General features: G+C 59.6%; 10 protein-coding genes and 1 pseudogene. 7 read left to right on the forward strand and 4 right to left on the reverse strand.

From position 1 onward, the window contains the following. Positions 1-13 precede the first annotated feature (13 nt). Positions 14-646, forward strand: coding sequence for an amino acid ABC transporter permease (locus tag J2Y56_RS15315; RefSeq protein ID WP_310351108.1), 633 nt, complete (start codon positions 14-16; stop codon positions 644-646). After that, positions 643-1572, forward strand: a complete 930-nt coding sequence (locus J2Y56_RS15320) for an amino acid ABC transporter permease (RefSeq protein WP_310351110.1) — start codon at positions 643-645, stop codon at positions 1570-1572. The genes J2Y56_RS15315 and J2Y56_RS15320 overlap by 4 nt, the downstream gene beginning before the upstream one ends. 85 nt (positions 1573-1657) lie before the next feature. Here J2Y56_RS15320 and katG read toward each other — a convergent pair whose 3' ends face one another. Both katG and J2Y56_RS15330 read right to left on the reverse strand, forming a co-directional pair. Next, complete coding sequence (gene katG / locus J2Y56_RS15325) at positions 1658-3913, reverse strand: catalase/peroxidase HPI (protein ID WP_310337002.1); 2256 nt, start codon at positions 3911-3913, stop codon at positions 1658-1660. A gap of 563 nt (positions 3914-4476) precedes the next feature. Next, positions 4477-5337: a CAP domain-containing protein gene (locus J2Y56_RS15330; RefSeq protein WP_310337004.1), complete on the reverse strand. Its 861-nt coding sequence runs from the start codon at positions 5335-5337 to the stop codon at positions 4477-4479. Positions 5338-5556: 219 nt separating this feature from the next. Between J2Y56_RS15330 and J2Y56_RS28480 the strand changes: the two are divergent. Both J2Y56_RS28480 and J2Y56_RS28485 read left to right on the forward strand, forming a co-directional pair. Next, positions 5557-6312: pseudogene (locus tag J2Y56_RS28480) on the forward strand (MCP four helix bundle domain-containing protein); the annotation flags it as partial. 132 nt (positions 6313-6444) lie between these two features. Continuing rightward, positions 6445-7170, forward strand: coding sequence for a methyl-accepting chemotaxis protein (locus J2Y56_RS28485; protein ID WP_405046861.1), 726 nt, complete (start codon positions 6445-6447; stop codon positions 7168-7170). 64 nt (positions 7171-7234) lie between these two features. On the opposite strand, the gene J2Y56_RS15340 is transcribed toward J2Y56_RS28485, so the two are convergent. After that, the gene (locus tag J2Y56_RS15340; RefSeq protein WP_310351114.1) at positions 7235-7675 is read right to left on the reverse strand and encodes a hypothetical protein; all 441 of its coding nucleotides are present in this window, start codon (positions 7673-7675) and stop codon (positions 7235-7237) included. A gap of 111 nt (positions 7676-7786) precedes the next feature. Further along, positions 7787-9469, reverse strand: a complete 1683-nt coding sequence (gene ilvD, locus J2Y56_RS15345; protein ID WP_310351117.1) for a dihydroxy-acid dehydratase — start codon at positions 9467-9469, stop codon at positions 7787-7789. A gap of 224 nt (positions 9470-9693) precedes the next feature. Here ilvD and J2Y56_RS15350 point away from each other — a divergent pair, with 224 nt between their 5' ends. From J2Y56_RS15350 to J2Y56_RS15360, 3 genes are all read left to right on the forward strand, one after another. Next, positions 9694-11031, forward strand: coding sequence for an aromatic acid/H+ symport family MFS transporter (locus tag J2Y56_RS15350; protein WP_310337011.1), 1338 nt, complete (start codon positions 9694-9696; stop codon positions 11029-11031). Between the two features lie 25 nt (positions 11032-11056). Further along, a complete protein-coding gene (locus tag J2Y56_RS15355) occupies positions 11057-12319 on the forward strand; it encodes a gallate dioxygenase (protein ID WP_310351120.1) in 1263 nt (420 codons plus the stop codon). 122 nt (positions 12320-12441) lie between these two features. Next, positions 12442-12881 (forward strand): OprD family outer membrane porin (locus J2Y56_RS15360; RefSeq protein ID WP_310351122.1); only part of this gene is annotated, 440 nt, incomplete at its 3' end.

Consider the following 12881-nt stretch of genomic DNA (forward strand, 5'->3'; position numbering starts at 1 on the left):
GAGGGTGACCTTGATGCCTTATATCGAACGCTTTCTTGGGGGTATCGCGATAAGCGTCGAGCTCACCCTGCTGTCCTTCGCCATAGCCATTGTCCTGGGACTGCTGCTGGCGGTCATGAGGGTCAGTCCATGGCCGACGTTTCGCTGGTTTGCCAGCGGCTACGTCGAACTCATGCGGATGATGCCGCTTCTGGCGCTATTACTGCTGTTTACCTTCGGATTGCCCAAGCTCGGTTTCATCTATTCGCTGTTCACCTCCACGGTCCTGGTGCTGGGCTTGTATAGCGCTGCCTGGATCTGTGAGGTGGTGAGGGCGGGCATCAATACTGTTTCTCTGGGGCAGATCGAAGCCGCTCGAAGCATCGGGATGCGCTTTGATCAGATACTCGGCGAAGTGGTGTTACCGCAAGCGGTGCAGTCGGTCATCGCACCGCTGGGAAATCTGTTCATCATTCAAATCAAGGCGTCTGCCATTGGCGCTGCAATTGGTGTCGCGGATATCACCTACACCGCGCAGAGGATCAACTTCGATACGGCCTTGGCCGTGCCGACTTTCCTTGGCGCCATGGCTGCCTATTTGCTGCTGACCCTTCCCGCCGGCTGGTTCTTTCGCTACCTGGAGCAAAAAATGGCGGTGATCCGATGAGCTTCGATAATGTGCTGTACGAACCACCGGGGCCCATTGCCAGAAGGCGTAACCGAATCATCTCGGCGTTCGGCGCGATACTCCTGGTTGCTGGCCTGATTGCGGTGGGGCTGAGGCTGGACGAGAGCGGTCAGTTCGACGCCAAGCGATGGGAAATTTTCCTCCACCCGGGGACGCTGCGCTTTTTGTTTGATGGGCTGATGGCGACCTTGCTGGCCGCTGTGATCAGCATGATATTGGCGTTCAGTCTCGCGGTGCCATTGGCCGTTGCGCGGTTGTCCGACAGGCTCTGGTTACGCACGCTGGCAGCCGCCTATATCGGCTGTTTTCGTGCCGTACCGTTACTCCTGCTGATTCTATTTACGGTCATTCTCTTGCCTTCCATGGGGCTCAATTGGTCGGCCTTGGGGTATCTGGTGTTCGGCATGGTGCTGCACCACAGTGCAATGACCGCGGAAATCGTGCGCACCGGGATTCTTTCCTTGGGCCGAGGGCAGCGGGAAGCTGCACTGTCTATCGGCATGCGAGAGCATCAGGCGATGCTGTGGATTGTGCTGCCGCAGGCGTTGAAACTCATGTTGCCGGCCTTGGTCAGTGCGGTTCTGGCGATTGTTCAGGATACGTCACTGGGCTATATCATTCCCTACGAGGAGCTTTTGCGCCGTTCACAGCAGATATCCAGCTTCGCGCCGCAAACACTGCTCCAGTCCGCGTTTATCGTGACGGTCATGTATGGCTTTGTCAGTGCGCTGCTGTTGGCACTACGTCGCTGGATCGAACGGCGGCAGGCCTATACCTCCCGAGCAGCGAAAGGGCGTAAAGACGTTACAGCTTCAGTGGTTTTGACAGAAACGCTTGGAAGTATTCCTGGTGCAACGCCGGCGCTGGGTAATGTTTCATCGCAAGCGTCCACTCGTGATAAATAGTTTGATGCTTTTGTACAAAGGGATCGAGCTTGCCTTTGGGCCACCCCAACCCGAATAACCGGGTCGGGGTAGCCCATTCAAGGCCTCACTTCACATCAAACCGATCCAGGTTCGTCACCTTGGTCCATGCCGCCACGAAGTCCTTAACAAACTTCTCCTTCGCGTCACTGCTCGCATAAACCTCCGCCAGCGCCCGTAACTGCGCATTCGAACCAAAGACCAGATCCACACGCGTCCCGGTCCACTTCACTGCGCCGGTTTTGCGATCACGGCCTTCGAACTCTTCAGCCGCCTCGGAGGTGGGTTTCCATTCCACGCCCATGTCGAGCAGGTTGGTGAAGAAGTCGTTGGTCAGCGCTTCCGGTTGTTGGGTAAAGACGCCGTGTCGGGTTTGTCCGACGTTGGTGTTGAGCACGCGCAGGCCACCGACCAGCGCGGTCATTTCGGGCGCGGTGAGCGTCAGTTGTTGCGCCTTATCGATCAGCAGATGCTCGGCCGGTACGCGGTAGCGGGTTTTCAGGTAGTTGCGGAAGCCATCGGCAATCGGTTCCAGGAATCCGAAGGAATCCACGTCCGTTTGCTCTTGCGACGCGTCCGCCCGCCCTGGCGTGAACGGCACTGTGACGGTTTGGCCGGCATTTTTTGCCGCCTGTTCAACGCCAGCGTTACCGGCCAGCACGATCAGGTCGGCCAGCGAGATTTTCTTGCCGCCGGCGTTGAACTCGCTCTGGATGCTTTCCAGTTTCGCCAGCACGCTCGCCAGTTGTTCAGGCTGGTTGGCTTGCCAGAATTTCTGCGGGGCCAGACGCAGGCGTCCGCCGTTGGCGCCGCCGCGTTTGTCGGAGCCGCGGAAGGTGGAAGCAGCGGCCCAGGCCGTCGATACCAGCTGCGAGACTGAGAGTCCGGAAGCGAGGATTTTGCCCTTGAGTGCAGCGACGTCGTTGTCGTCGACCAAGGCATGATCGACCGCCGGGATGGGGTCTTGCCACAGCAGTTCTTCGTTTGGCAGTTCCGGACCGAGGTAGCGGGAGAGGGGGCCCATGTCGCGGTGGATCAGCTTGAACCAGGCGCGGGCGAAGGCGTCGGCCAGTTGATCGGGATTGGCCAGGAAACGCCGGGAAATCGGCTCGTAGATCGGGTCGAAGCGCAAGGCCAGGTCCGAGGTCAGCATGGTCGGGTTACGCCGTTTGGACGGGTCGTGCGCGTCCGGAATGGTGCCGGCGCCGGCGCCGTTTTTGGCGACCCACTGATGCGCCCCGGCCGGGCTTTTACTCAACTCCCAGTCGAAGCCGAACAGGTTTTCCAGGTAGTTGTTGCTCCATTTTGTCGGTGTGGTGGTCCAGGTGACTTCCAGGCCGCTGGTAATGGTGTCCGCACCTTTGCCGGTGCCAAAGCTGTTTTTCCAGCCAAAGCCTTGCTGTTCGAGACCGGCGGCTTCGGGCTCGGCGCCGACATTGTCGGCAGGTCCGGCGCCGTGGGTTTTACCGAAGGCGTGGCCGCCAGCGATCAACGCCACGGTTTCTTCGTCGTTCATCGCCATGCGGCCGAAGGTCTCGCGAATGTCCTTGGCTGATGCGACGGGATCCGGATTGCCTTCAGGGCCTTCGGGGTTGACGTAGATGAGGCCCATTTGCACGGCGGCGAGCGGGTTTTCCAGATTGCGGCCCTGCTCGGTGCGGCTCTCTTCATTTTCCCCGGGCTCGGCAACCAGCGGGCCTTCGCCGGGCTCTTGCATCGGTTCGTTTTCTTTGCCGTAGCGAGTATCGCCACCCAGCCATTTGTTTTCGGAGCCCCAGTACACGTCTTCGTCCGGCTCCCAAACGTCCGGACGACCACCGGAGAAACCAAACGTCTTGAAGCCCATCGACTCCAGCGCCACGTTGCCGGTGAGCACGATCAGGTCAGCCCAGGAAATGTTGCGGCCATATTTTTGCTTGATCGGCCAGAGCAACCGGCGGGCCTTGTCGAGGCTGACGTTGTCCGGCCAGCTGTTGAGCGGTGCAAAGCGTTGCTGACCCGAGCCCGCGCCGCCCCGGCCGTCACCGGTGCGATAGGTGCCCGCCGCGTGCCAGGCCATGCGAATGAACAGCGGCCCATAGTGACCAAAGTCCGCTGGCCACCAGTCTTGCGAATCGGTCATCAGCGCCGTGAGGTCTCGTTTGACCGCTGCAAAGTCCAGTTTTTTGTAGGCTTCGGTGTAGTTGAAACCCTCGTCCAGGGGATCGGACAGGGACGAGTGCTGGTGCAGGATTTTCAGGTTCAGTTGGTTCGGCCACCAATCACGGTTCGTCGTGCCACCGCCAGCGGCGTGGTTAAACGGGCATTTCGATTCATTTGCCATGTGCGAGCTACCTTTGGTCGTATTCATCCGGGCTATTCGGCCCTTTGTGGGTTCTGGAATAGCGACGAGCGAAAGCAATGACACAGGCTGCTGGGCCAGCAGTTCGATTCACTGATTGTTTTGATCACACGGAAATCGGTACAGCGGAAAACGAGGTGTAATCACGGTGGCCCACGGCAGGCTTAGTCATGTTTCTGACTCATTCCTGTCTCCTTATCAGCTCAAATCCGGCTGGCTGACGCCAGCGCAGGGATAAGGTTAGACGCCTATCCGCAAGTCAGCTAATAGGTGGAGTATTCGGGGCTCATAGGCAAAAGCTTTTGCAGGAGACTCCCGGCACGACTTCGGAACCCCTGTCAACCCGGCGAATCAATGATTCACGAACTGGGTGTTCATTACTCCTGTGTCGGCCATTTATGAACGGGTGGAATGGATCGGTGGGGCGTATCTGGGCGACGACACTTCACGGGCGTTTAGACATGGCGCTGGCGGTGGTCGGCGCCTGTATCAGTCTGTCGGTGATGTTCCTGATCAAGCTAAAGAAACCGCAGGTATGAGCGCGATCATTGCGCCCCAAACACCATCGTCCAATACACCCCCTTATCACTGCGCGCATCCGCCGCGTACCCTGCGCCAACCTGAGTAAACATCGGGTTCATCAGGTTCGCACAATGCCCGGGGCTGGCCAGCCATCCTGCCATGGCCTTGCTGGGTGAACTCTGCCCGGCGGCGATGTTTTCGCCGACCTGCCTGCCACGAAAGCCTGCGGCTCTCGCTCGATCCGCTGGCATGTCGCCGTCGGGATCCTGGTGCGCGAAGTAATTGCCGTAGGCCATGGCTTTGCTGTGTCCTTGTGCGGCGACGCCGAGCGCGGGGCTCCAGCCAAGTGGTCGTGCGGCGGCGAAGCGCCGGCCACCACACATCCGTGGTTTGGACCGCGCGGCGTTGACCTGTGCCAACAACGCTTTGCTGACGGATCGCGAATCGCCGGTCTGACTATCGAGCACCGGCCGCGCCAGCACCACTTGCCATTCGGTCCTGGCGCGACTGACACCAATGTCAGCGTACTGGCCGTCCAGCAACGCCCCGCAGTAATCGTCCTGCAACATGTCAAAAGCTTCATCGGCATCCTGTGCGCCGACCACCCGAATGCTGCGTACCGTCACCGCTGAATAGCCGGACGCTTTCAGCCGATCGCGCAAACCACCGCCATAGCCAATGGGCAATGCGAGATTGGAATTCAGCGCCAGTGGTGCCAGGCGCTGGGCCGGACGTCTGTCGCAACGTTGTGGATGGGCGCGATAGTCGTTGATCGCCGCCACCAGTTGGCGTTCGCCATTGGCATGAGCGGGGGCGGCGGATAGAGCAAGCACAGACAAGAAACACAGCGAGGCGCAGCGCGAGGCGAGGACGGTCGGGTGCATGAGGCGGACAGCTCTGATAAGAGGACAGTGGCAATGGGAATTCACGGCGGGAGTAAGACTGGGGTTTGCACACTAGGTTCAGGAGAGCGAGGTGCAAAAAGTGCGGCTTTGCCTACCGCGTGTCGCAATTTGCTAAAAGTCCGGCTCCGGCCTTAAACATGTGCCGGTTGCAGTCGATAGCTTTTTTATAATGCCGACGTGGCAACAGAGGGCTTCACCGTGTCGATAAAACTCCGTTTACTCTTGTTGATTGGCACCAGTGTGCTCACCGCGCTGATCGTGAGCCTGGTCAGTTACGTGGGAAACACGCAGATGGCTGAAGCGGTGAATGAGAACGAGGTCAGCATGACCGCGCTGCGCAATCACCTCGAAGCCGACATGATGCATGACGCCCTGCGTGCCGATGTGCTGTCGGCGATGATGGTGGGCCTGGGCAAAAGCACCAGCAGCAATGCCGAGGTGCACAGTTCCATCGAGGAACATGCCAGGCATTTTCGTGAAGTGCTGGGTGAAAACTTCAAGTTGCCGGTCAACGACACCCTCAAAGCCGGGCTGAACAAGGTCAAACCGAGCCTCGACATCTACATCAGTGCCGCCGAGCGCATCGTCGGCCTGGCATTGGAAAATCCGGAAGCGGCGCAGAAAGAGCTGGGAACGTTCAATACTGCATTCAGCCAACTGGAGGACCAGATGGCGGCCCTCAGCGAGTTGATCGAAACCAACACGCAGCAGACCAGCCAAGGCACGGCGCAAGCCATCCAGAGCGCCAACTTCACCCTCGGCATCGTGCTGCTCGCCACCCTGGTGATGCTGCTGGTTCAGGGACGCTGGGTGACGCTGAGCATCATCGGACCGTTGCAGACGGCGAGCCGGATTGCCCAAAGCATTGCCCATGGCAATTTGAGCGAACCGATTGCCGAGCCGACACAAAAGGACGAAGCCAGCGCATTGATCCGCAGCCTGGCGACCATGCAGCGTGACCTGCGCGGCATGATCGAGGTGGTGCGCAGCAACGCGCACGGCGTCAGGGGCATGAGCGATCAATTGAGCAGTGGTTGCCATCAGGTCGCCGACAGCAGCCAGCAGCAAAGTGCAGCCGCCAGCACCATGGCCGCCGCTGCCAGCGAAATGACTGCCAGCATCGAGGAAATCACCCGCCACGCCGAACGCGCGCTGGACATGGCCAATCAGGCCGAGTCACTGGCCAAGGACGGTGGTCGGGTGATCCATCAGGTCGTCCAGGACATGGACAGCATTGCCCGTTCCGCGCAGCAGTCGGCTCAAGTGATCCGCACGCTGGACAAGGAGTCCGAAGGGATTTTCAACATCATTCAGGTGATCAAGGGCATCGCCGACCAGACCAACCTGCTCGCGTTGAACGCCGCCATCGAAGCCGCCCGGGCCGGTGAGCAGGGCCGTGGCTTTGCCGTGGTCGCCGATGAAGTGCGCAGCCTCGCTGGTCGCACCAGCGCCTCCACCCAGGAAATCGCCAGCATGGTCGCACGCATCCAGCAAAGCACCCGCGAGGCGGTGACCAGCATGGAAGCGGGCGTGGCGCAGGTCGACAAAGGTATGGCCGTGACCGCTGACGTCGAGCGCGCGATTCGTGAAATCCTCGGCGCGACGCTCAACACGACTCAACTGGTCAACGACATTACCCGCACCATCGGCGAGCAAAGCCTGGCCAGCAACGAAATCGCCCATCAAGTGGACATGATTGCCGGGATGTCGGAAGGCAACAGCAAGGTGATTGGGCAGACGGCGTCGACGACCGATGAGCTGTCGAGTCTGGCGGGCAAGCTGTCGCAGTCGGTGGATCGGTTTCGGCTCTGACTATTGCAAGTAAGCCAAACGCCTTCCCGCTCCCACGCTGTTGCGTGGAAGCGGGGGGAGGTTCTCAGGTAATTTGACCGCAGAAAATTTCGTGATTGCCATCGGCCGGGCTATCGCGCACCACCAGCGCGTATTGGCCGGAGCGCAGCGTGTCGTAAGGCAGAGGCACAGTCTTATCGAGGTGGATTCCCTCTGTTTCGTTGAAGTTGTCAGTAACGACTCGGTTGAGTGAGTAGGCCGGTTTGGGGTCATGCTTGGCACAGCTTCCCGAGTAGATATAGGTATACAAGTGCGCGGGAACCAAAGTGCCATCAGGTACACCACCCACGAACAATGAAAGCTCCGTCTCACTACTGTTAATGGGGGTTAAAACGGCCTGAGCGATATGCCCGGCATTGTAAGTCGTTGCGTTCAAGGGAACGGCGTCGATCTGCTTCGCGGCTGCTACAGCCACCGAGATCGATCCTGCCGCTACCATCAACGCCAGCGAAGATACGATTTTCATCGTAAACCTCCTGCCTTACAAAAGGCGCGTTGAAGTGATCCCCCTATAAATTTTAGTCGTCTATCCAAATCCAGGGTTTCTTCGGATAGTCGGTCAAATAGCGATTGGGTGTTAGAGGTATTTATCCGTCACAGCCCCCTCCGAGGCACTGGACACCGTCTTCGCATACTTCGCCAACACCCCGCGCTTGTATTTGGATTCCGGCCGCACCCAGCGGGTCTTGCGCTCGGCCAAAACCGCGTCGGTCACGTCCACCGTAATCTGCCGGGTTTCGGCGTCGATGGTGATTTTGTCGCCGTCTTCAATCAACGCAATCGGCCCGCCTTCAAAGGCTTCCGGCGTGATATGCCCCACGACAAAACCGTGCGAGCCGCCGGAAAAACGGCCGTCAGTGATCAACGCGACATCCTTGCCCAACCCCTTACCCATGACCGCCGACGTCGGCGAAAGCATTTCGCGCATGCCGGGCCCGCCCTTAGGCCCTTCGTAGCGGATCACGATGACCTCACCGGCCTTGACCTCGCCATTGAGAATCCCGGCCAACGCACCTTCTTCACCATGATAAACCCGGGCCGAGCCTTCAAAGCGCAGGCCTTCCTTGCCGGTGATCTTGGCCACGGCACCGGTGGGTGAGAGGTTGCCGTGCAGCACCACCAGGTGTGAGTCCTTTTTGATCGGCTTGTCGAAGGGCAGGATCACGTCCTGGCCTTCGGGGTAATCGGGCACATCTTTCAGGTTTTCCGCCAGGGTTTTGCCGGTGACCGTCAGCACGTCGCCATGCAGCATGCCGGCATCGAGCATGCGTTTCATCAGCGGCTGGATGCCGCCAATGGCCACCAGTTCGCTCATCATGTATTTGCCGCTCGGGCGCAGGTCGGCCACCACTGGCGAGACCTTGCCCAGCTCGACGAAGTCGTCCAGCGTCAGGTCGACATCCACGGCATTCGCCATGGCCAACAGATGCAGCACGGCGTTGGTCGAGCCGGCGAGGGCGATGACCACGCGAATCGCGTTTTCGAAAGCTTCGCGGGTCATGATGTCGCGCGGCTTGAGGTCCAGCTTGAGCAGTTCCATGACCTGCTGGCCTGCGCGGAAACTGTCTGACGCTTTATCGCTGCCAACCGCGTCCTGAGAACTGGAACCGGGCAGGCTCATGCCCAGCGCTTCGATGGCCGAGGCCATGGTGTTGGCCGTGTACATCCCGCCGCAGGAGCCGGGGCCGGGGATCGCCACTTCTTCGATCTGCTTGACCTGGATCTCGCTGATATCCCCCCGCGCATGCTGCCCCACGGCCTCGAACACGGAAATGATGTCGGTGTGGCCCGCGCCCGGCCGGATGGTGCCGCCGTACACAAAGATCGACGGCCGATTGAGCCGCGCCATGCCGATCAGGCAGCCCGGCATGTTCTTGTCACAGCCGCCCACGGTCACCAGGCCGTCAAAGCCTTCGCAACCGACCACCACCTCAATCGAATCAGCGATCACTTCGCGTGACACCAGCGAGTACTTCATGCCTTCGGTGCCGTTGGCGATGCCGTCGGAAATGGTGATGGTGTTGAAAATGACGCCTTTGGCACCGGCCGCGTTGGCACCTTTTTCGGCCTCAAGGGCGAGCTTGTCGATGTGCATGTTGCACGGCGTGACCATGGCCCAGGTGGACGCGATGCCGATCTGCGGCTTCTTGAAGTCAGCATCGGTAAAGCCCACGGCGCGCAGCATGGCGCGTGCGGGCGCCGCTTCGACGCCGTCGATGACTTGAGAGGAGTATTTGCGCAGATCGTCTTTGTCGCTCATGACGTTTCCTCACATAAAAAGGCTGATCGATGGCTTAAAGGTCCGGGGTTTTAAGTCTAGCCCCGGTTCGCAGAACTGGCCCGATAAGAAAAACCGATACCCCCTTAAGGATTTCCCAGAGGCGGGGCGGGCGCCTGCGGCTTTAGAGTCACGCCCAACAGAGTGACTGTCGCGCATCGACTCCACGCCTGCCGCAATTTATAAAAAAATAAGAAGGTGAATGCATGAGTAACGAAACAGTCGACATCAAGGCGTGGATCGACAACCGACCGGTTGCGCCTTACCAGTGGCTGATCATGGCCCTGTGTTTTTTCATTGTGCTGTTTGACGGTTTTGACGTCGCCGTCATGGGCTTTATCGCCCCTTCGCTGATTCAGGAGTGGGGCCTGTCCAAAGCCGCCTTTGGCCCGGTAATGAGCGCCGGCATGGTCGGCCTGGCCATCGGTGCGTTGACGGCCGGTCCTTACGCCGACCGCCTGGGACGCAAAAAAGTGCTGCTGTGCGCGGTGACCGGTTTCAGTGTGCTGAGCCTGGCCTGTGCGTTCGCTCGCAACCCTTATGAGCTGGCGGCACTGCGGTTGTTCATGGGTGTGGCGCTGGGCGCGGCCATGCCCAATACCACCACCTTGCTGTCTGAATACCTGCCGCAGCGCAATCGCTCGCTGTTCATCACCATCATGTTCACTGGCTTCAACATGGGCTCGGGCTTGGGTGGTTTTGTCGCCGCGTGGCTGATTCCGAGTCACGGTTGGCAATCAGTGCTGCTCTTTGGCGGGATCATGCCGCTGTTGCTGGTGCCGTTCTTGTGGTTTCTGTTACCTGAGTCGGCGCGTTTTCTGGCGGCTAAAAATGCACCTGCCAGCCAGATCTCCAATGTCTTGAACAAGTTGGGCGGGACGTTCACCAACGCCACCCGATTCATCATGACCGAGCCCCAGGCTCAGCAAAAAGCCCCGGTGCGCATGCTGTTCTCCGAGCGCTTCCGCCTCGGCACCTATGCACTCTGGCTCACCTATTTCATGGGCCTGCTGGTGATCTACCTGACCATGGGCTGGATGCCGACGCTGTTGCGTGAAGGCGGTTTGTCGATCGAACGCGCGGCGACCATTACCGGGCTGTTCCAGATTGGCGGCACCGTGGGTGCGATCCTGGTCGGTTGGGCCATGGACCGACGCAATCCGAACGCCGTTATCGCGACCTCTTATGCGCTGGGCGGTGCATTCATCCTGCTGCTGGGCGCCTTCAGCCTTGAGTCGAGCCTGCTGGCATTCGGCGTGGTCGCGGCGGGGTTCTGCATGAGCGGTGCGCAAACCGGGCTCAACGCCTTCGCGCCGGGTTACTACCCGACCGAATTCCGCGCCACCGGGGTGAGCTGGATGCTGGGCATCGGACGTTTCGGGGCTATCTTTGGTTCTCTCATCGGTGGTGCGGTACTCAGTCTCGGGTTGGGTCTGCCGTTGCTGTTCGCCCTGTTGAGCGTGCCGGCCTTTATCGCTGCACTGGCGATCCTGGCTAACGGTCATGCACGACGCCGGGTGAACCAGGCCTTGCTGACGCAATAATCTTTTTTAAACACAGGAACTCGTTATGGCACGCATCATCGGTGGCCTCGCCGTCTCACATACACCCACCATCGGCTTCGCTGTCGATCACGACAAACAGAACGAGGCGGCCTGGGCGCCGATTTTCGAAGGTTTCGAACCGATCAAGGTCTGGCTCAAAGAGCAGAAACCGGATGTGCTGTTCTATATCTTCAACGACCATGTGACCTCGTTTTTCTTCGACCACTACGGCGCGTTTTCCCTGGGCGTCGATGAGCGGTACGAGGTCGCCGACGAGGGCGGCAACCCACGCTCGCTGCCTGCGGTCGGCGGGCATGCGGCGCTATCGCGACACATCGGTCAAAGCCTGATGACCGATGAGTTCGACATGAGCTTTTTCCGCGACAAGCCACTGGATCACGGCTTCTTCTCCCCGATGTCGGCGCTGTTGCCGTGTGACCCGGCCTGGCCGGTGGAGATCGTGCCGCTGCAAGTGGGTGTGTTGCAGTTCCCGATTCCCAGTGCGTTGCGCTGCTACAAGCTGGGCCAGGCCCTGCGCCGAGCTATCGAAAGCTACCCCGAAGACTTGAAGGTGGCGATTGTGGCCACTGGCGGTGTATCCCATCAGGTGCATGGCGAACGCTGTGGTTTCAATAACCCGGAGTGGGATGCGCAGTTCATTGATCTGCTGGTCAACGACCCGGTGCGCCTGACCGAAATGACCCACGCCGAGTACGCCACGCTGGGCGGGATGGAAGGCTCGGAGGTGATCACCTGGCTGATCATGCGCGGCGCGTTGTCGGCCACGGTGAAAAACCTGCATCAGGATTATTACCTGCCGTCGATGACCGGCATCGCCACGTTGCTCCTGGAAAACCAGGATCGACCGGTGCCTGCCGACGTCAACGCCCGCCACTTGCAGCATATGCAACACCAGCTGGACGGGATCGAGAAACTGCAAGGGACGTACCCGTTCACCCTCGAACGCAGTGCCAAGGGCTATCGCCTGAACAAGTTTCTGCACCGCATGATTGAGCCCCAGTGGCGCCAGCGCTTTCTGGATGCACCCGAGGCGCTGTTTGAAGAAGGCGGCTTGAGCGAAGAGGAGTGCGATCTGTTGCGCCGTCGCGACTGGCGTGGGTTGATCCAGTACGGAGCGATCTTCTTTGTGCTGGAAAAACTCGCGGCAGTGCTGGGTATCCCCAACTTGCAGGTCTATGCGGCCATGCGTGGGCAAAGCCTGGAAGAGTTCATGAAAACCCGCAATCAGCAGGTGCTCTACTCGGTGGCGGGCAAAGCACCGCGCTGATCGCGCCGACATTCACGCGGCTCTTGCCGGGCCGCCCATTCCATTTTTCTGTTTGACCTCACTGTGCCCGGCATGACCGGGCGCAGGGACTTTTATTACCCAAAAATCGGAAAACAATAACAATGAAAATCACGGTCAACCCTCGTATCGTCTGCACGTTCGCCATGGTCTCCGCGTTTCCTCTGGCGGGCTCGGCGGCCGGTTTCGTGGACGATGCCAGCGCCAACCTGAACCTGCGTAATTTCTACATCAACCGCAATTTCACCAACCCGGCCAATGCGCAAAGCAAGGCCGAGGAATGGACCCAGAGCTTCATCCTCGATGCCAAGTCCGGTTTCACTCAGGGCCCGGTGGGTTTTGGCGTCGATGCGCTGGGCCTGTTGTCGGTCAAGCTCGATGGCGGTAAAGGCACGCGCGGCACCCAGCTGCTGCCGGTTGGCAGCGACGGCAGCCCGGTCGATGACTTTGGTCGTCTGGCGGTGGCCGGCAAGATGAAAGTGAGCAAAACCGAAGTGAAGGTCGGCGAATGGATGCCGGTACTGCCGATCCTGCGTTCAGACGA

Source organism: Pseudomonas sp. BE134, assembly GCF_031456105.1.
Classification (GTDB): domain Bacteria; phylum Pseudomonadota; class Gammaproteobacteria; order Pseudomonadales; family Pseudomonadaceae; genus Aquipseudomonas.

Coding starts and splice junctions, on each gene's coding strand:
- J2Y56_RS15315 (WP_310351108.1), top strand. CDS start 14: ATGCCTTATATCGAACGCTTTCTTGGGGGTATCGCGATAAGCGTCGAG.
- J2Y56_RS28485 (WP_405046861.1), top strand. CDS start 6,445: ATGGCCGCCGCTGCCAGCGAAATGACTGCCAGCATCGAGGAAATCACC.
- J2Y56_RS15330 (WP_310337004.1), bottom strand. CDS start 5,337: ATGCACCCGACCGTCCTCGCCTCGCGCTGCGCCTCGCTGTGTTTCTTG.
- katG (WP_310337002.1), bottom strand. CDS start 3,913: ATGGCAAATGAATCGAAATGCCCGTTTAACCACGCCGCTGGCGGTGGC.
- J2Y56_RS15340 (WP_310351114.1), bottom strand. CDS start 7,675: ATGAAAATCGTATCTTCGCTGGCGTTGATGGTAGCGGCAGGATCGATC.
- J2Y56_RS15350 (WP_310337011.1), top strand. CDS start 9,694: ATGAGTAACGAAACAGTCGACATCAAGGCGTGGATCGACAACCGACCG.
- J2Y56_RS15320 (WP_310351110.1), top strand. CDS start 643: ATGAGCTTCGATAATGTGCTGTACGAACCACCGGGGCCCATTGCCAGA.
- ilvD (WP_310351117.1), bottom strand. CDS start 9,469: ATGAGCGACAAAGACGATCTGCGCAAATACTCCTCTCAAGTCATCGAC.
- J2Y56_RS15355 (WP_310351120.1), top strand. CDS start 11,057: ATGGCACGCATCATCGGTGGCCTCGCCGTCTCACATACACCCACCATC.